Annotated in this window: 16 protein-coding genes; 5 read left to right on the top strand and 11 right to left on the bottom strand. The window is 58.2% G+C overall.

What is annotated here, in order from left to right; translation table 11 throughout:
- Positions 1–114 precede the first annotated feature (114 nt).
- From N1030_RS14855 to N1030_RS14835, 5 genes are all read right to left on the bottom strand, one after another.
- Complete coding sequence (locus tag N1030_RS14855; RefSeq protein ID WP_265826282.1) at positions 115–1,542, bottom strand: transferase; 1,428 nt, start codon at positions 1,540–1,542, stop codon at positions 115–117.
- 246 nt (positions 1,543–1,788) lie between these two features.
- The gene (locus N1030_RS14850) at positions 1,789–2,223 is read right to left on the bottom strand and encodes a DUF1634 domain-containing protein (protein ID WP_265826281.1); all 435 of its coding nucleotides are present in this window, start codon (positions 2,221–2,223) and stop codon (positions 1,789–1,791) included.
- Positions 2,224–2,235: 12 nt separating this feature from the next.
- Complete coding sequence (locus N1030_RS14845) at positions 2,236–3,225, bottom strand: sulfite exporter TauE/SafE family protein (protein ID WP_265826280.1); 990 nt, start codon at positions 3,223–3,225, stop codon at positions 2,236–2,238.
- Between the two features lie 408 nt (positions 3,226–3,633).
- The gene (locus N1030_RS14840; RefSeq protein ID WP_265826279.1) at positions 3,634–6,285 is read right to left on the bottom strand and encodes a cytochrome ubiquinol oxidase subunit I; all 2,652 of its coding nucleotides are present in this window, start codon (positions 6,283–6,285) and stop codon (positions 3,634–3,636) included.
- Between the two features lie 2 nt (positions 6,286–6,287).
- Complete coding sequence (locus N1030_RS14835) at positions 6,288–7,376, bottom strand: hypothetical protein (RefSeq protein WP_265826278.1); 1,089 nt, start codon at positions 7,374–7,376, stop codon at positions 6,288–6,290.
- Positions 7,377–7,663: 287 nt separating this feature from the next.
- Here N1030_RS14835 and N1030_RS14830 point away from each other — a divergent pair, with 287 nt between their 5' ends.
- From N1030_RS14830 to eno, 3 genes are all read left to right on the top strand, one after another.
- A complete protein-coding gene (locus tag N1030_RS14830; protein ID WP_265826277.1) occupies positions 7,664–8,116 on the top strand; it encodes an SRPBCC domain-containing protein in 453 nt (150 codons plus the stop codon).
- A gap of 100 nt (positions 8,117–8,216) precedes the next feature.
- Positions 8,217–9,008: a type III pantothenate kinase gene (locus tag N1030_RS14825; RefSeq protein WP_265826276.1), complete on the top strand. Its 792-nt coding sequence runs from the start codon at positions 8,217–8,219 to the stop codon at positions 9,006–9,008.
- A gap of 72 nt (positions 9,009–9,080) precedes the next feature.
- Positions 9,081–10,379, top strand: coding sequence for a phosphopyruvate hydratase (eno, locus tag N1030_RS14820; protein ID WP_265826274.1), 1,299 nt, complete (start codon positions 9,081–9,083; stop codon positions 10,377–10,379).
- Positions 10,380–10,780: 401 nt separating this feature from the next.
- On the opposite strand, the gene N1030_RS14815 is transcribed toward eno, so the two are convergent.
- The 6 genes from N1030_RS14815 to N1030_RS14790 form a co-directional block, all read right to left on the bottom strand.
- On the bottom strand, positions 10,781–11,266 hold the full coding sequence (locus N1030_RS14815; protein WP_265826273.1) for a VanZ family protein: 486 nt from the start codon (positions 11,264–11,266) through the stop codon (positions 10,781–10,783).
- 55 nt (positions 11,267–11,321) lie between these two features.
- On the bottom strand, positions 11,322–11,747 hold the full coding sequence (locus tag N1030_RS14810; RefSeq protein WP_265826272.1) for a hypothetical protein: 426 nt from the start codon (positions 11,745–11,747) through the stop codon (positions 11,322–11,324).
- A 470-nt stretch (positions 11,748–12,217) separates the two neighbouring features.
- On the bottom strand, positions 12,218–12,955 hold the full coding sequence (locus tag N1030_RS14805) for an RHS repeat-associated core domain-containing protein (protein ID WP_476728712.1): 738 nt from the start codon (positions 12,953–12,955) through the stop codon (positions 12,218–12,220).
- The gene (locus N1030_RS14800) at positions 12,956–13,789 is read right to left on the bottom strand and encodes an RHS repeat domain-containing protein (RefSeq protein ID WP_265826270.1); all 834 of its coding nucleotides are present in this window, start codon (positions 13,787–13,789) and stop codon (positions 12,956–12,958) included.
- Between the two features lie 256 nt (positions 13,790–14,045).
- The gene (hflX, locus tag N1030_RS14795) at positions 14,046–15,866 is read right to left on the bottom strand and encodes a GTPase HflX (RefSeq protein WP_476728714.1); all 1,821 of its coding nucleotides are present in this window, start codon (positions 15,864–15,866) and stop codon (positions 14,046–14,048) included.
- 148 nt (positions 15,867–16,014) lie between these two features.
- Entirely contained in the window at positions 16,015–16,614 is a 600-nt protein-coding gene (locus N1030_RS14790) for an IMP cyclohydrolase (RefSeq protein WP_265826269.1), read from the bottom strand.
- A gap of 288 nt (positions 16,615–16,902) precedes the next feature.
- On the opposite strand from N1030_RS14790, the gene fliR reads away from it, so the two are divergent.
- A complete protein-coding gene (gene fliR / locus N1030_RS14785; protein WP_265826268.1) occupies positions 16,903–17,694 on the top strand; it encodes a flagellar biosynthetic protein FliR in 792 nt (263 codons plus the stop codon).
- 14 nt (positions 17,695–17,708) lie between these two features.
- Complete coding sequence (flhB, locus tag N1030_RS14780; RefSeq protein WP_265826267.1) at positions 17,709–18,779, top strand: flagellar biosynthesis protein FlhB; 1,071 nt, start codon at positions 17,709–17,711, stop codon at positions 18,777–18,779.
- Positions 18,780–18,829: the final 50 nt, after the last annotated feature.

Raw genomic sequence — 18,829 nt, 5'->3', positions numbered from 1 at the left:
CCGCAACATGCCTTACACAAAAACGGGGCAGCGCGATCTTGGTCGCGCTGCCCCGTATACGTTGCAAGGCAGGGGTGAGAACTGCGATGCCCTTGAAGGGTACCGCCATCCCCCCTAGCTGATGGGCCGGATGTCGATGGTGGGATACAACCCTTCGGCCTCACCGTCCGCATAGGGCTGAATGATGTTGAAGGTAAGGTACTTCATGTTCTGGGCGTGGCCCTTGTCCTTTTCGTGGCCGTCCCAGTATGCGCCGTTTTCCAGCAGAATATGCTCGATGCGGTCACGGAAGCCCCTGACAAAATCGCCCGTGTCGCCACGGAAGCACATGCGGCCCATATGCACATCGCCGCTGCCGGACGCAAATTCATCAAGATCCACGGTATGCGTCTCAAGGTCTGCCGCACTGCGGATATGGCCCCAGATCAACCTGTTGGCCGGAATGTGCAGGGCCTCTTCAAGGTCGATAATGGTATGCGGCATGATGATGCAGCCCTTGCCGATGGAGAGCGGTGCTTCTTCCGTACCACGCAGGAAACTGTTGAAGCCGATGAAAACCTTTTCGTCCAGCTTTGCCCCCACGATCTTGGCACCATGGGCAGCAACGCAGCAGGGACCGAGCACGGAATCGATGACATAACATTTTTCCTGTGCGTTGGAGCCCCTGCTCATGGTCGCGTTCTCCAGATAGGAACGCTGGGCCACAAGCACGTTATCGCCGATGACGGTATCACCGCGCTTCACCGCATAACGGGAGACAAAGGAACCGGTACCCGCAGGATACAGGCCGCCTCTGGCGGAACCGAACAAGCCTGCAAAGGCATCTTCATAGGGTTCCGCAAAATCGATGAACAGGCCTTCCGGCGCTTCGCCTTCCTCATGGCGGATATACTTATCCAACACACTGAGATCATACTGATAGTGGAACTCCCAACTGCCGGGTGAACGCAGGAAGATGGTGCCGGGCTCGAACTTTTCATGCCGCACCTCACCGGCCTGAATATAGGCAAAATGCCCGATCACGCAGTTGTGCACCGTGGTCAGGTCAACAGTACCAAAGGTGCCGATGAAACTGCCTTCTGTAGGTGCACCATGGATGTTTGCATAGGGCATGGCAACGGTATTGCGGATATGGAACTCTTCCGGCGATTCCGGTGAATGGGAATTGCTGTGCACGAGCGTGGTATCCAGAAAGCTGTTCCGGATGGTGATGATCTCATCGTGATAGAGCGGAATGGCCACATCGCCGCTTTGCCAGAGCTGCCCCTTTTTCTTGAGTTCATCCCCGCGGATGTCGCTTCGCATGAGCACCGAATGGCGCACCTTGCAGCGTCCGAGGAAGTAACTTCCCGACAGGCTGGAGTTATTGAACTGCAGATGGATGGGGTGATAGGTGCTCAGACCGTAACAGGCAAAAGAACAACCGCCGTAACGGTATTCCGCCATAACCCGCACATAGGGGCGCACGTCAAAACCGAGGCCGCGCAGGTTCACGTTTACCCGGTCAATAATGCGGTCGAGTAATAAAGCGAACAATTTCATGGGTTGCTTACAACTCCTTTCGGCATTGCGTCGGCCAGAGGGGGAGCAAACGCTGTGAATAAGGCACAGAGCCATGCAGGGCAAAGCCAGTGCCATCGGTCAATTGGGTAATATAGCGGGTTTCCGGCCCCAGTCAACCAAACGCAAATCACACTCCTGCGACATACAGTATTTACTGACATATAAAAAACAAAGCCCCCGGAGCAATAAGCTCCGGGGGCGAATTGTACAGTAGTAGCGTATGACCTAGTGACCGCCGCCGCCAACCAGACCGGAGGCAGCGAGGGAAAGTACAAGAATTTCAGCAATGACGAAGAAGGTGTACGCCTTGTCCTTGCAGCGCAGGTAGCCGGGAATGAGCACTGCGTAACAGACGATAGTCAGCAGTGCCAGCAGGGCGAGACCGATGAAGTTCATGAAGTCGCCCTTGCCCAGCAGAGCCACCCAGTTCCAGCCCTGAGGCGAATTGGTGGCGGCAAGGTAGTCGTTGATGCCGAGGTGCCAGTTGGCAACCACGGTCTCGATCGGCACGTGGGGCTCAAATACACCCAACACGTACAGAAGGTAGGAGATGATCATCATCAACAGGCCGGCATTAGCACCCTTTTCAAGAATGCTGGCGTAGAGCAACTGCTCCGGAGTGGCCTCGGTGGAAACGTTGCAAGCTTGTTCTTTGCTCATAATATCCTCCCGTTAGCCCAGAATACCGAGGCCAAGACCCTTATCAAGAGCCTTGAAACCGGCAAAGAAGAGAACGCCGATAACCATGTAGCGGATGAAGGTCGGCTTTGCGATGGCAAGCAGACGTACACCCACGAAGGAACCGCCCATCAGACCGATGATGGAAGGAATGGCCATCAGCGGGATAACGCAACCCTGGTTCAGGTAAATCCATGCAGCGGAGGTATCCGTGATGGACAGCAGGAACTTGGAGGTTGCCACGGACACCTTCAGCGGAGCGCCCATGAGCAGGTTCAGAACGGGGATGTTCGCCCAACCGGCGCCCAGACCGAACATACCGGCCATCAGACCGATGACGATGAAGAGCAGCAGACCGGGAAGCGTGCGATGGGTCTTCCAGTGGAATTCCTTGCCCGTGCCCTGATCCTTGTAGATGCCTTCGATGCCGAGTGCGAGGCCGATGGCGTCCTGCTTGGTCACGACGGGGTATTCGGAGTTCTTGGAGCAAAGCAGCAGCACTGCAATACCCATGATGGTGGCGCCCAGAGCGGTCTGGATGTAACGCGGATCAAGCGCGGACAGATACAGACCGAGCATGGCGCCGACAATGGCACAGGAAGACGCGATAAGCGCCACCGGCAAGGCTAGCCGCAAACTGGCGAGGTTACGCTTGAGCAGACCGGGACCGGCAGCCAGAGCGCCCGCCAGTGCAACCATAAGGCCGGCACCGCGCACGAAGTCGATGTGGAACGGGAAGAAGCCCGAGACAAGCGGCACGAACAGCACGCCGCCACCCACGCCCGCGAGCACCGCAATGATGCCGAGGACGAAACAGAAGAACAGCAGCACGACAGGCCAGAACCACCACGGCTTGCCGTCTGCACCAGGTACAACGCCCGCATCAGCGGCAGCGGACGCCATAGCCGCCACGGGAGAGGCGAAGACAATCGCGCTCACCCAGAGGCACAGGTTGGTAAAGAGATTCAGAACAGTTTTCAGCATTGATTTCCTCACATGACTAAGTTGACCTCTAACCCAAGTCACTTACTACGTTTGTCCGACCTAGTAGAATGTGAAAAATATGTCAATATGAAACAGGCATAACAAATAGCATCGATAGATATTATCTATAGCTATGTTTCACCACGTTGCCACATTATGAAATACAGAACTAAAACAGCATTTTATGCAAATACCATAACCCCTGCATTTACCATTGAATGAGAGTTAGCACATACTTACACGCTCTATCTACCACTCAACGGAAAAAACTTTCCCGCCCCCTTTAATAGATTGGGGCCCAGCGCTCGAAAGAAAACCCTTCGTCAGTTTGAAGAAAAAAAAGAGATTGTTCCAAACTGGAACAATCTCTTTTTCCTTGTCAGTCATCAGCAGTTCACCACCGCCGCCCTATTTGGGGATGATGGGGTGGTGGGCCGATTCATACACAGTCAGTTCGCGGGTGTGGCATATGCAGTTGTTTCCGCGGCCCAACGGCCCGGCAAGCTGCTGATATTGCATCGGGATAATGTTATTCCGCAGCAGCCCGTAGGCGTTCTCCGCCGGATACAGGGCGTGTGTGGAACCATGGCAGGCCTGACACATGATGGCCCCCATGTCGTCCTGCCTCTCACTGTACAGCTCTGCGGGATCGCCCGATGTCCACTTGTGTGCGGCAGAGGCATCCGCAGGCGGCGTGGAGAAGAAGTCATGGCAGACGGTGCAATCCGGTTCGCTCACCCAGGGAGAGCGGGCCTGCACATCCTCATAGGACTCTGCCACGCGGGGGGAGAGATAGGTCATCAGCTTGTCCACACCACGCTTGCCAAGCTCCTTTTCCTTCTTGAGCAGGCCAAGGGCGTGATCTTCCAACGTGCCGTGACAGTTCATGCAGGTAAGCCCCTTGGAGGCATGCACGCCACGCAACCCCTGCGTAAAACTGGCCCGCGCGGCCGGATGACAGCTCTTGCAACTGCGATCGTCCTTCTCGCCAAGATAGTTGGCGTGCCAGCCGTGCACAGCGGCAGAGAAGCCGATAAGCCCTTCCTGCCCTTCGGTGCCCAGCTTGGCTGAGCCATGACAACTCTGACAGAGAACGGGATTGCCCTTGGCAGCACGCTCCACCAGATCCGTTTTGTTGATCTTGTCATGAGCAGCCAGAATGTTCCCGGCCGTCTCATCCGACATGCCGGTCCTGTCAGCCACCCGCCAGCCGCCGTCATGGCAGTTCCGGCAGCCCCACTCCGTGGAAACAGGCACGGCCACCTGCGTTTCGGCCAGAAGCTCGCCGGATTCGTCACGCGCCTCCACCGTCAGCAGCGGATACGGATTGACCGAGCCGTCATTGTTGTAGGGCATGGCCGCCAGCCCGTGCACCACAAAGGCCCTGTGATCCTCATCCGGTGCGAACTGTCCCTCCATGGGGGCTCCGGCAAGGCCGTCCGGACCAATCCCCGCATTCTCGGGAAGATCAATGCCGAACAGGCTTGCAGCATGGTCCCAGAAGGTCACGTGTTTGGAGGGGGTCTCAAATCCCTTCTCCATGCGATAGCTCAGGGAAACGCCTTCGGTCAGCAGTTCCGGCGTATCATCACGCCGCAGCAACTGGGCCCGAACCGTCACCCCGGGGGGCTGCATGGTGAAACGGTCATTATTGTCTGAAATGGTCGTCATGCCCATGGTCGCCCACGCAACCAGCACATATTCCGCTTCATGCCTGTTAAACGCAGGAATGATGGTCGCCAGCGCCTGCGGCGAAACCGGGGCTGCGTCCGGCTCACGCTTCTGGATCACGTCGGCAATATAGGCGGCAAGGGCCAGTCGTTCCCCCTCGGTACCGAGGAAGGGTGGCATGAAGTTACGCAGTCTGCCCTGACCGGAAAGCTGGGCCTCAAGGCCCGTACGGGTCAGGGCGGCGGTCCGTGTTTCGGCAGAAAGCATGGGCCCGCCTATACTGTGACAGGCCAGACACTGCAGACGATAGAGTTCCTCACCTGCTGCGAGCAAATTCTGCGGGGTCACCTCGCGCAGCTTCACCCATTTTGCATGCTGCAAGGCTCCTTCCTGCCGGATAGTCGCAGTCTCGGACACCTTCACGGAATTGGACCATGTATGCCCGTGGATGAGGTAGGGACGACGCCCTGCCTCGCGTATCCATTCAAAGGTGCCCATGTGTCCCACCCCCGCCAGAACGAGCACGCCGACCAGCGCGGCACGGCAGGCCGTGGTGCGGATATGGGCCACAGCCAGGCCGCCCAGAATGATGGCCACCGTCAGAGGATAGAACACGCGCACCAGCTGCGGGGTCTGGGCAGACTTCTGCAGCACCATGGAAAACTGCGGTTCGGGCAGCGAAAACAGATACCAGAGGCCCGCAGGCAGCATGAGCAGAAACGGAATGCCCACCCAGCGCACGGCATAACGCACCATGCGCTCGCGGGTGCCTTCTTCCTTGATGCGTATGGCCGTTACCAGCGCAAAGAGTCCCGCGGCCATGAAGCAGATGGAGGTGCGCAGCGCCAGCGAGGGCCAGAAGGTGGGGTTGAAGAAGCCGTCCCAGAAGCGCTGCGTCTGCAGCCAGTCACCGGGCGTCAGCATGGAGGTGATGATACCGTTTATGACGAACAGGGACATGTAGGCGAAGAAGAAATAGAACCAGCCGAGAACCATGTGGTCACGGCGCGACATCTGCTTGAAGCGGTAATGATACAGCAGCAGGGCTACTATTTCGCACAGAAAGGCCACCCACTCGATGGCCCAGCCGAAGCCGTAGCTGTGCACCAGCGTGGATGTGGCCGCAGGCGAAAGCAGGCCGATGGTGAACCAGATGCCCACGCCGGTCATACCGCCGGCCACCATGGTCAACAGCAGGAAGAATTTGGTGTGCGCCTGCACATATTCGAGAATGCGGTTGTCGTTCTCACGCACAGCCTTGCGTTCGGTCAGGACAAGGAACAGGCCCCCGCCCACGGCAAAATGGGCAATGAACACGTGAAACACCGCCATGCAGGCGATGATGAAGCCGCCGGAAAGTTCGGGAATCCACCAGACCGGATATTCCATGACTAGCCCTCCCTGCCCGGGCGGAACGCCAGCCGGACCATGTAGAAGATGCACCAGAGCCCGCCGAGCAGGCTCACGAAAAAGAGAATCATCGGCGAGTAATCAGCATGCACGGGCAGGTCGCGTACGCTGAAATAGGGCTCAAGGTATGCCGAGCGTAACAGGGCCCGCACAAGCGACATGGCCAGCACGGTTGCCGTCAGCGCCACGGCCGTGGCCTTCACGCGGAAGCGCGCCGCGTAATGCAGCACCACGGCCACGCAGGCCAGTGCTATCGCCAGTGCGCCGGTGTAGAGGTCAGAGCCGCCAAGAAAGAGCGCACGGATACCAGCGGGCTGAGAACCGAGGAAGGCTCCGCCGACCAGCACCTGCATGCCGGTGCAGACCGAAAACCACATCATGCCGAACCGGATATGCGACGCAGCTTCGGATTCGCTCACAGTCCCCTTGGCGAGCCGATGCTCGAACAGCAGGGCCAGCGTCAGGCCGCCCACGGCCGCCGCAGCCAGCATGAAATGCATGTACCGGGGCAACAGCGAAGGATCGCCTGTGTTCAGCAGCAGCCCCTTCATGCTGCCGCCTCCGTTGCCGGCGTCCGCAAAATACGCCAACCACGCTTCTGGCTGCAGCATCATGGTCATGTTGTTGGCGAAGAGGAACCCCATGAACAGCAGCACGGCGCAGACCATGGCCAGAACGAGCCTGCTGTGCCGCCACACCTCATATTTATATCTGAAGGTGTACAACCCGGAATAGGCGATGATGGCGAGAAATACCACCGAGAGCCAGTAGCTCCCCATGAGGACGGAGCTGGTATAGAAAAATTGTCCGTAGAGCATCTGCGCAAACAACAGCGGCGCAACGCCGAAGTTCACTGTCAGAGCGAACAGTGTGGGAAGCGAACGGGAAAGCGTCCGCACTGCAGCATCGCTGCGAAAGGATACGGACCGGACAAGACACAGCAGGGCACCGCCTACGACGGCATTCATCAATAAAATATGCGCGGCAAAGGTGACTATCAGAAGCACCTCCAGCCAGCCCCACGCAACCGGAATTGCGTCCGGAGCAGGTATCAGATCTGCAGCAACCATCAAACTCTCCTTGCATTGCATCCGGCATGCCTTCGCCCGCACCGGCGCAGCCGCCTGATTCATGGCGTTGTATCGTCTTGGCCGTCTATAAACCGAACATGCCCTTCGAGTACACTATTTCCCCATACTCAATTGTGCTTTGGTGAACATCATTACAGAGCCCGCCTCGCCACGTTCCTGCCGACTGCAACGCCGCCCGCACCGCAACCCGCCTCAGTGCCCGCCTCCGGCTGCCACAGTAGCACAGCAGCTTGTTATTTTTCAGTAAACAGGGTAGGTGCCGCTGCATGTCCGGCTTGTTTTCCCACATCATGGAACGCACGGTCCTTGTAGAAGCTACTCCGTGGACGCTCTGGAAGGTTCTTACAGACCTTTCCGAGTACGGCACATGGAACGCCCTGTATCCGGAAGCCGCGGGCACAGTCCGTACCGGAGAAGACATCACGGCCTCCATGCGACTTGTCAGCGACAAGCCCATGCGGACAACGTTGCGCGTAGCTGTTGTGGAACACAGCAAGGAACTGGCGTGGACGGCAAGCTACGCATTTCCCGGCTTTCTTGATATGACGCACTGCTTTATCATTGCGCCTGTTGACCGTTACGGTTCACGCTTGACGCACGGCATCCGTGTCAGCGGCATTCTCACGCCACTGTATGCCAAAGCCCTGCGCAATGTGGCGGAACCCAATCTGGACCGCATGACGGCAACCCTGAAAGCCCGAGCGGAAGCCCGCAGATAACGGGCCCCCCGCCACCTGCCCTTTCCCCGGCGGAACGGCAGTGTGCGCCACAGAACACGGCCCCTCATGGCCCCTATTCGCCCACAAGGATTTTGCGCGAATGAAGAAAACCCTGCTTCTGTTCGACATAGGCAACACCAACGTCAAAATAGGTATGGCAGACCAGACCGGCCTGACAACCTCGTACGTCTTGCCCACAGACCAGCACCAAACCCCTGATTCCATTGGCCTGCGCCTGATGGATATTGTCCGCCACGCGGGATTCGCGCCTGACGAAATCGAAGCCTGCGTAGGCAGTTCCGTCGTCCCCAGCTTCGACCCCATCATCCGCGACGCGCTGGCAAGATATTTCGGCAAAAGACTGCTTCTGGCACCGGGAGATATTCCCGTACCGCTGGAAAACAGGTATACTCATCCCGAGCAGGTGGGAGCGGACAGACTTGTGGCGGCATTTGCCGCGCGCAGACTCTATCCCGAACCCCGCTCGCTTGTTTCCGTGGACTACGGCACCGCCACCACCTTCGACTGCGTGGAAGACAACGCCTACCTCGGCGGCCTGATCTGCCCCGGCGTCAAGTCGTCCGCAGGCGCTCTTGCCTCGCGCACGGCAAAACTGCCGCGCATCAGTCTGGAAATTTCCGGCGACATGCCCGTGGTGGGCAGAGATACGTCCACCAGCCTGAACCACGGCTTCATCTTCGGCTTTGCCGCCATGACGGAGGGAATCTGTCAGCGGCTCGGCAACGTGCTGCAGGGTCCCATGCAGGTGGTGGCCACGGGCGGGTTCGCCCAGTCCATCGCACGCGTTGCCTCGTGTTTTGACCATGTCAGGCCCGACCTTCTGCTGGAGGGCCTGCGCCTTTTATACATGGAAAGCGGCATCAAGGAATAACCTCAGACGGCGACCTTTCCGCCGGAACGAGACAGAAAGGGCGGTAACCACCGCGTGACAAGGAGAGTGAACATGAGCACCATCGTTTCCGTTTGGGCGAGAGAAATTTTGGACTCCCGTGGCAACCCCACCGTTGAAGTGGAGGTTTCCCTGGAATCCGGTCATTCCGGACGTGCCGCCGTCCCCTCCGGGGCCTCCACCGGCTCCCGTGAAGCGCTGGAACTGCGCGACGGCGACAAGAGCCGCTACATGGGCAAGGGCGTGGAAAAGGCCGTTGCCAACGTTGTGGGCGAACTGGCTGAAGCCGTGATCGGCCTTGATGCAACCCGTCAGGTGAACATCGACAACATCCTGCTGGACGTGGACGGCACCGAAAACAAGGACCGCCTCGGCGCAAACGCCATTCTCGGCGTTTCCCTTGCCACCGCCCGCGCCGCTGCCAGCTTCCTCGGCCTGCCGCTGTACCAGTACCTCGGCGGCGTAAACGCCAAGGTGCTGCCCGTTCCGCTGATGAACATCATCAACGGCGGCGAGCATGCCCCCAACAACCTCGACATTCAGGAATTCATGATCATGCCCGTAGGCGCTCCCACCTTTGCGGAAGCCCTGCGCATGGGTGCGGAAACCTTCCACACCCTGAAGAAGCTGCTTGCCAAGGACGGCCACGTGACCTCCGTGGGCGACGAGGGCGGCTTTGCCCCCAACCTTGCCAACCATGACATGGCCTTCCAGTACATCATGCGCGCCATCGAAGAAGCAGGCTACGTTCCCGGTCAGGACATCGCGCTCGCCATCGACGCCGCAGCCTCCGAGTTCTACAAGGACGGCAAGTACGTGCTGAAGGGCGAGAACAAGATTCTCACCTCCGCCGACATGGTGGACTACCTTGGTGAATTCACCCAGAAGTACCCCCTCATCTCCATCGAAGACGGTTTTGCCGAAGGCGACTGGGAAGGCTGGAAGCTGCTGACCGACGCCGTTGGCGATGCCGTGCAGCTGGTGGGTGACGATATCTTCGTGACCAACCCCGACATCCTTGCCAAGGGCATTGATGAAGGCGTGGCCAACTCCATTCTCATCAAGCTGAACCAGATCGGCACCCTGACCGAAACCCTCGACACCATCGAAATGGCCAAGCAGGCTGCTTACTCCACCATCATCTCCCACCGTTCCGGCGAAACCGAAGACCACTTCATCGCCGATCTCGCCGTGGGCCTGAACGCCGGCCAGATCAAGACCGGTTCCCTGTGCCGCAGCGACCGTCTTGCCAAGTACAACCAGCTGCTCCGCATCGAGGAAGACCTTGATGACGACGGCATCTACTTCGGCCCCTTCATGGCCTCCCACTTCGGCCTTTCCGACGACGAATAAGCCGGACAGGATACGACAGAATACAAAAGGCCGGAGCGGTTACGCTCCGGCCTTTGCTACTGACAAAGCTTTTTAAGTTTTTCTCTCCGACGGGCAGAGAGTTTACCCCGCTTCGCTCTCATCATCCGTAAGCCCCCCGGACTCGGCTAACGACGGAAGCCCCCCGGCGCAAGCAAGGCTATTCTGTTTTTGGGCTTCAGCCCCTAACAAACAGACGATTGCCCTAAGTAATGCCGCCCCAACTTCTCACCCACCAAGCAAAGACGTTTCAAGTTTTTTCCAAACTTCATCTGAAACATTACAAGCCTACGTGCTGGCATTGCCATGAAGACCTCGCTGGCAGATATGCTGAACGAAGTATGGCATAACAACAAGACCAGACCTTCTCGCGACTGCAGTCCCTAGGGTTTGCGCTTGTTGTCGCTCTCGTTTTGTCTGCTTTTTCCCGGAATCACGTTAGCCTCAATAACCAAGTAAAAACGGGACCACAAATACTGGCCCAGCATCACGCCGATGACATTGGCAAGAACGTCTGCCCATGAAGCAAGGCGCCCCGGTATAATGGACTGAAGCCCTTCAAGACAAAGGCCGAGAATCATGACGACAACCGGAATCAGGAGTCTCCTGTTTCGGCCGGTTACGCTTGCGTTGAGTACAAAGGTAACCCATCCGAACGCAATGGCGTGGTAGCCTTTGTCTTGGTTGAGTTCCGAGCCGGGAGTTGTGCTTGGGTTAAGATATAGAAAGCAGAGTGTTGTTAGTGAAAGGATTGCTAACAAAGTCACTGCAGCCCTTGGGATGCGTAGGGGCCAGGGCTTCGAGTCGGTATGTGGAGTAGGATAAGCGCCTCCCGTGCGAGGTGCGATTTTTGGAGTCTGGCTAGCCATTGACGAGTAACTTTCCGTTTCGGTGCATCTGTGCCTCATGTGAGTGAGAGATCTACTAGAGCGCTATCATACGATCGGCGGCGCCCTCTCCGCTTGCAGTTAAATTACCGTTAGTGGAGATGTTCAACTGGGTGTTGCCGTTTACATCTTCGCTCACCAAAAGATATTTGTCTATGTGTGCGTAAAGGTTAGCCGCCTTCCCAGCCTGATTTGCCATCTTGGCGGCCTGAGGGGCGTATTGTACCCCAGCGGCTCCAACCTCCGGCAATGCGGCAATCTCAACCATGGCGCTATTGATGTTCGCCACGGTATCCAGCGGGTTATCCACTGCAGCCTGCGCCTTAGTGCCGGACTTGTTCAACCCATACGCAGCGGCGGCAAAGGGGAGAAGAAACACGAACAGCCCCAGCGGGTCATTTGCATTCACCGGATCATCAACGCAGTAGTCCCACAGATCATGATCGCCACCCGTGTCGCCCAACGGATCGCGGGCGGTGAAAGCGCATCAGTGCAGAGATGTAAAATCATGAAAAGAGGCCACGGGAAGAGGCCTCTTTTCATGATTTTTATTTCTTGTTCCCCTTTCTGCCTAGCGTCATAACAAGCAGGAATACCCCAACTGTTATAAATGCATAAGGAACCCAAGGCTCTAAGGGCATGTTTATATGATAAGGGTGCTCGGCCAGGCTCTGTCTCACTCCCTCCACAACCAATAATACCCCAACAACTCTCAATTCGAACTGCGCTTTCACAAAACCGAACTCACTTCTTGCTTCTAGCCAGCCAGATGTACGCCAGCAAACAAACGCCTGCGGCAATGAAAATATGACTTGCCCACAATGGGATCGGAATACCCGTTCTGGTGTACATGCGCCCTGTTAAAGACCCCATCAATCCCAAAACAATCAGGATGCCGCATATAATCCACTCAGAGAGTTTAACTCTCCTCATTTATTGCCTCCTTGAAAACGTTTCGCGTAATTCAGGAGTATACTCTTGCAATTTACTTAATCCAGCCCCAATCACACCGGCCTTACTGGGCTCATATGGCCCCTCGACAAGATAACTGCTAACAAAGTCACTACCTGCAGTAATGCCACTAGCCAGCCCCGCCGGATTCCCCATGACCTTGTTTGCCACATCAATACCTTTGTTACGCACGGCTTGAGCAGCCGCCTTCCCTGCCTGAGTTGCCATCTTGGCGGCCTGAGGGGCGTATTGTACCCCAGCGGCTCCAACCTCCGGCAATGCGGCAATCTCAACCATGGCGCTGTTGATGTTCGCCACGGTATCAAGCGGCTTATCCACTGCAGCCTGCGCCTTAGTGCCGGACTTGTTCAACGCATCCGCAGCAGCGGCGGCCACCTTTGTGCCGCCGTAGCCAAGCATGGTCGCCCCCGCCATACCGCCGACAAAGGGGAGAAGAAACACGAACAGCCCCAGCGGGTCATTTGCATTCACCGGATCATCAACGCAGTAGTCCCACAGGTCATGATCGCCACCCGTGTCGCCCAACGGATCGCGGGCGGTGAAACGGCCCACGAAGGGGTCGTAATCGCGGTAGCCGAAACGGACAAAACCGGTGTAGCGATCCGGCAGGCCTCCGGCGAAGCCGATGGGCATGTAAAGCCACTCGTTGGAGTCGCTTAAGACGTTGCCGAAGCTATCATACACGATTTCCTTTATCAATTACCCGCTTTGCGACCAAACCGCCCTGAGGGAGCCCACCTGATCGTAGCCGAGCTGATAGGTTGCCGCCTCGCTGGTCCCTCTACCCATGACCGTTCCGGCGTGGCTGTCCACCAGCGTTACCGCCTCGGGGAGCCGCCCTGCTCCGTAATGGAAGTGGTATGAAAGCCCGCGAATGTGGTCGTGGTATGTCGCAAGCCGGATGGCATCGAGCCAGACGAAGCTCTCGGAACTCTCGCCGGTGAGGAAACTCGCCACGGGGCCGAGCGCAGTGCCGTAACGGTAATCCACCTGCGAACCGTCAGGCAGGCGGACGGAATCCAGACGGGTGTCGTTGCCGTAAAAGCAGTACAGGTTCTTCCTGCCCCGCTGACGACAGCGCAACGCCCCCGCGGCATCGTAATAGAAACGGACATCGCCCGCTGAGAGCAGCCTGCCGTCGGAACCGTACACGAACCGGCGTTCGCCCCCACCCCATGCCAGTCTGTCGCGTACGCGCTGGCCCGCCCCGTTGTACTGATACGACTCCGTCAACCTGCCGTTGCGATGCACGCTCACCAGCCTGCCGTCCGCATCATAGGCGTAGGCGTAATGGCACGACATGCCCCCCATTGTTTCCAGCTTTTCCCGCAGCTTCCCGTTTTCGCCCATGGTCAGGCGTACGGAAGGTCCGCATTGCGGAGGCGTAGCGCACGCCCGTCGCTGATCCGCCCAATTCCCTACCTCCCAGCCTGCCGTCTGCCACCCTCCCCGCTGTCCGGTCTGCCCTCCGGACATGAGAACGGCAGGGTTGCCCCTGAACGCCTGTACCTGATTCTGTCGTGTCGTGTGCATATCTCGCTTCCCTTGCATATGGTTTCACCGGTTCGCCTTGCAGCGTCCCGAAGCACCAATACACAACCACGTACAGCACATTCAATACAATACAGCTCAATTCCCTTTCAAAACAGAAAGCCATCACCCTCACCCCCTAAGACTGTCGCACCATACTTAAACTGGCGCTGTAGTTCCGGAAGGAAAAGCACAGAAACAAAAGAAGGCCGGAGCGTTAACCGCTCCGGCCCTTTCACATTGCAAATACAATCGCCCGCTACTGCAGAATCCCCTTGCCGTCGCCGTCCCAGGCGTCCCAGTCATCGCGGGGGGCGTCTTCCACAACCTCTTCGGCCATGATGCCCTGATACTGCACAAGCCCGCGCTCCCAGTCCACGCGGGAGATGATGGCCTTGGACAGCTCGTCCAGCCCGTCGCCGCTGCGGGCACTGATGGGAATGGCCTGCGGATAGGAATAGCGCATGGCCTGACGGGCCTCCTCATCCAGCGTATCCCACTTGTTCAGGATGAGAATGGAGGGAATGTCGTGCAGGCCCAGTTCGTTCAGAATGGATTCCACCGCGGCAATCTGCTTGTCCACTTCGGGATGTCCGGCATCGGCCACATGCAGCAGCAGGTCTGCGGCTTCCAATTCCTCAAGGGTCGCCTCGAACGCTTCCTTGAGTTCCTTAGGCAGGCTGCGGATGAAGCCCACGGTGTCGGTAAGGATAAGCTCGCGCTCCTGCGGAAAGCGGAGCCTGCGCGTGGTCGGGTCCAGCGTGGCGAAGAGCTTGTTCTCCGCCAGCACGTCGGAGTTGGTCAGCGTGTTCAGGGTGGTGGACTTGCCCGCGTTGGTGTAGCCCACCAGCGCGGCCACGGGCACGCGAGCCTTGGCGCGGCGGTCGCGGGCGTAGGAACGCTGCTTGCTGAGCGTCTTCAATTCACCCTTGATACGGGCGATTCGGTCACGAATCTTGCGGCGGTCGGTTTCCAGCTTGGTTTCACCGGGACCGCGTCCGCCGATGCCGCCCATAAGCCTGTCCATGGCGCGGTTTTTCCCCACCAGACGGGGCATGGTGTACTGCAGCTGGGCCATTTCCACCTGCAGCTTGCCCGCGCGCGAAGTGGCGTGCTGGGCGAAAATATCAAGAATGAGCTGGGTGCGGTCCAGCACCTTGCGCTCTGTGGCATCCGTCAGGTTGCGCAACTGGGCGGGCGAAAGCTCTCCGTCAAACACGACAAGCCCCGCATTACCCTGCAAGCACAGCACTTCAAGCTCTGCCAGCTTGCCCTTGCCCATGATGAACTTTGGGTTCACCTGCGGCACACGCTGGATGATCTGCCCAACCACGGCAATGCCTGCGGTGCGGGCCAGTTCGCGCAACTCGTCCAGATACGATTCCTGCACGTTGCGCGGCTGGGTGCTCACGCTCACCAGCACGGCACGTTCACCATCCCCGTCTGCCACACGGGCATCGGTAAGGGCACGGGCCATTTCATCTTCCAGCGCTTCGGTCTGGGCGTTGAAGTCCACCTCAACGCGATCCCACGCCACCATATCGTGCACGGTGTAGGGCTTGGGCCCGTCGGGAAGCACCTCGCCCTTGCGCGGCGCGCGGCGGCTGACGGAAGACATATCCGCCTCGGCATCGGCAGTCTCGCCTTCTTCCGAACGGGTGGGCACAAGGTGGGCATACTGAAAGTGCGCGGGCGAGCCGAATTCGTCCAACGTGAGCACGCCCACGGAGTCGAGACGCAGGAACAGCATATCCATCAGGTCTTCCTGAGAAAGCGCAGTGTCCGTCAGGTGGGTATGCATGAGGCGCAGGCCGCGCAGACGCCCCGTACCCAGACGGGCGCGCGGCAGCTCGGGAATATAGATGGCGCCGGTATCACCCACGATGACCAGTTGCGGCCTGCCCTGGCGGTCGATGAGCAGACCTATCTGCCGGGCGACGCTGGCGGACAGCGCGGCAAGCTCGCGTGCCTGTTCGGGTGTGTAGCCGCCCTGAGCCGGATAGCGACGGGTGTACAGACGCTGCAGCGCCTTGAGCTGACTGGGCTTGAGCCCTTGCGTGTTGCCGAGAACGGAAGCTATGGCGTGCTCCTTCTGGAACGTGTTGCGGATAATGGAGAAACGAGTCCGTTGCTCCTGAAATGCACGAACGCTCCGCAGGCGGGGATATCCCTGCCTGCGGAGACGGTTACGTCAATGCCTTTGCAATTCCGGCATGGCCGGATTGCCGCTACGCCGTCTTGGAAGACAGGTAGTCGGTGATCATGCGGTCGTAGGTCGAGGTGCGCTCAAAGGTCTTGGCGGCCATGCGGCGGCGGAATTCCAGCCCCACACGCATTTCGTTGGCCTTGAGTTCGGCGGATACCTCGGCATAGTCTGCCGGATCGGGCAGCACCAGCATGCTGTGGAAGTTCTTGGCCGTAGCGCGGAGCATGCAGGGACCGCCGATATCGATTTCCTCGATGGCAGCCTTGAGGTCCAGCCCCTTACGGGCAGCCTCGGCAAAGTTGTAGAGGTTCACCACGATGAGATCAAAGGCGACGATGCCAAGTTCCTTCAGCGTGGAAAGATGCTCGGGGTTGTCCTTGTCGGCAAGGATACCCGCATGAATGTGCGGGTGCAGCGTCTTGACGCGTCCGCCAAGGATTTCCGGGAAACCGGTCACCTTGCTCACGGGCGTGACCTTCAGCCCCGCCTCGGTAAGCATGCGTGCCGTGCCGCCGGTGGATACCAGCTCAACGCCGTTCTCGTGCAGGAAGGTGGCAAACTCCACCAGCCCGGACTTGTCGGTAACGCTGAGCAATGCTCGTTTAATGGGCAAAAGGTCCATTGCGTCCTCCATATATGCACAGTTCAATGGTATCCGTGGCTTGCCAGAATACAGGGCCGATGGCAAGCCCGCCCGTTGCGCCGGGAGAAAACCGGCGTTCGAACCAGCCTCCCCCTCTTCTGTACCACAGCGGGCACACCGTGACGAGACAAAAGCACACGGACAGGCTACCGCCAAAAGGCTGACTCACCTGCGGCGGCAAACCACCACAACAGACATCAACCCACCGGAATTGCTTGGCGCACAGCAGCAAATCATCTCTGGCTCGGGCTTTGCAAACCGGCTGGCATGGACCTGTTCAACTTCAATACGACAGAATTTTTCAGCTTCGTGCTGACCTTCATGCGCCTCAGCCTTGTGGTGTTCATGCTCCCCGTCTTCGGCGGAGAAAGCGCCCCCAAGACAGTCAAGGCGGCACTCTGCATCGTGCTGACGCTGGCGCTCTTTCCTTCGCTTGCCGTCAAGGGACAGGCCATGCCCGAACACCCCTTCGACCTCATCAGAATCATGGCTTCCGAGGCGGTTCTCGGACTGGTGCTTGCCCTTGCGGTGGAGTTCATCTTTGCGGGCATCCAGACCGGCGGGCAGATTCTCGGCTTCCAGATGGGCTTTACCATGATCAACGTGGCCGACCCGCTGACAGGGACCACGGTTTCCATCACCTCGCATTTTCTCTACCTCGTTTCCCTGCTCACCTTCATGACCCTGAACGGCCACCTGTACATGCTGAGCGCGCTGGCCCAGACCTTTGAGGCAATCCCCCCGGGACAGCTTGTCATCGGTCCCGCCATCGTGCACCAGATCCTCGACCTTTCCGGCATCATGTTCTCGCTGGCGGTCAAGATCGCCGCGCCGGTCATGGCTGCGCTCTTCCTGGTCGAACTGGCCCTTGCCCTCATGGGGCGCGCTGCCCCCCAGATGAACCTGCTGCAACTCGGCTTTCCCCTGAAGATCGGCGTGGGCTTCTTCTTCATGGGCCTTCTCTTCACCATCATGTCGCGACGCATCGGCGACTTCATCATTGAGATAGGCCCGCTGTTCGGCCATCTCATTGACGCCATGTCACCGCTCGCCAGATAGGGAGGCTGGGCACCATGCCGCAAAAAGACCCGAGCAGAACAGAAACAGCGACACACAAACGTCGCAAGAAAGCCAGAAACAAAGGCAATGTTCCAAAATCACAGGAATTGGGCAAGGTGGTCTCCGTTGTTGCGGGCATGTACGGACTGTATGCATGGCTGGGCGTCATCTATGACAGCATGCACAAGATCATGGTCCGCTTCATGCGGGACAGCATAACTTTCAACGTCACGCCGGAAAGCATCTACGGACTCATGCAGTGGCTTTCCATCGAACTGGCCAAAATGCTGCTGCCGCTGCTCATCTTCATCGCCTTTCTGGCCTACCTGAACATGCGCCTGCAGGTGGGCAAACTCTGGACCACGGAAGTATTCAAATTCAAGGGCCTGCAATTCAACATCATAAAAGGCCTCAAGCGTATGTTCGCATCGCCCCAGACGCTTATCAGGCTGGGAAAGAGCATACTGCAGGCCGCCGCCATCGGCATTGCTCCCTATCTCGTGCTCAAGGCGGAGATGCATAATTTTCTCCCGCTCTATTACAAGGATGCCATGGGGCTCAGCGTGTACATGCTGGAAACCAGCCACCGCATGGTGCTGTATGCCCTCGTTCCCATGGTCCTCATCGCCTTTGGCGACCTCTGGTATAGCCGCTGGGATTATGAAGAAAACCTCAAGATGACCAAGGATGAAGTCAAGGACGAACGCAAGCAGGCGGAAGGCGACCCCAAGATCAAGGCCGAACAGCGCAAGAAGATGATGCAGGTCATGATGCGCCGCATGATGCAGGACGTTCCCAAGGCCGACGTTGTCATCACCAACCCCACGCATATTGCCATAGCCATACGATACGACGCTCTGGAAGCCCCTGCCCCCCGCGTTCTGGCCAAGGGTGCCGATCACGTCGCGGAGAAAATCAAGGAAATCGCTCGCGAACACGGCATTCCGCTCCGGGAAAACGTCCCGCTGGCACGTGCCTTGTATAAGTCGGTGGAAGTAGGGGACATGATTCCCGAGGATCTGTACAAGGCCGTGGCATCCATCCTCGCCAGCCTGCACAAATTCAAAGGAAAAAGAAGCAGTTAAGAGCGCATGACTGCTCCTGCACGGAACACACTCGCTATCCACGGAAGGTG

It is taken from the genome of Desulfovibrio mangrovi (assembly GCF_026230175.1).
Classification (GTDB): domain Bacteria; phylum Desulfobacterota; class Desulfovibrionia; order Desulfovibrionales; family Desulfovibrionaceae; genus Halodesulfovibrio; species Halodesulfovibrio mangrovi.
Note: the sequence above shows the minus strand (reverse complement) of the source record. Positions and strands in the feature narration are given on the sequence as shown.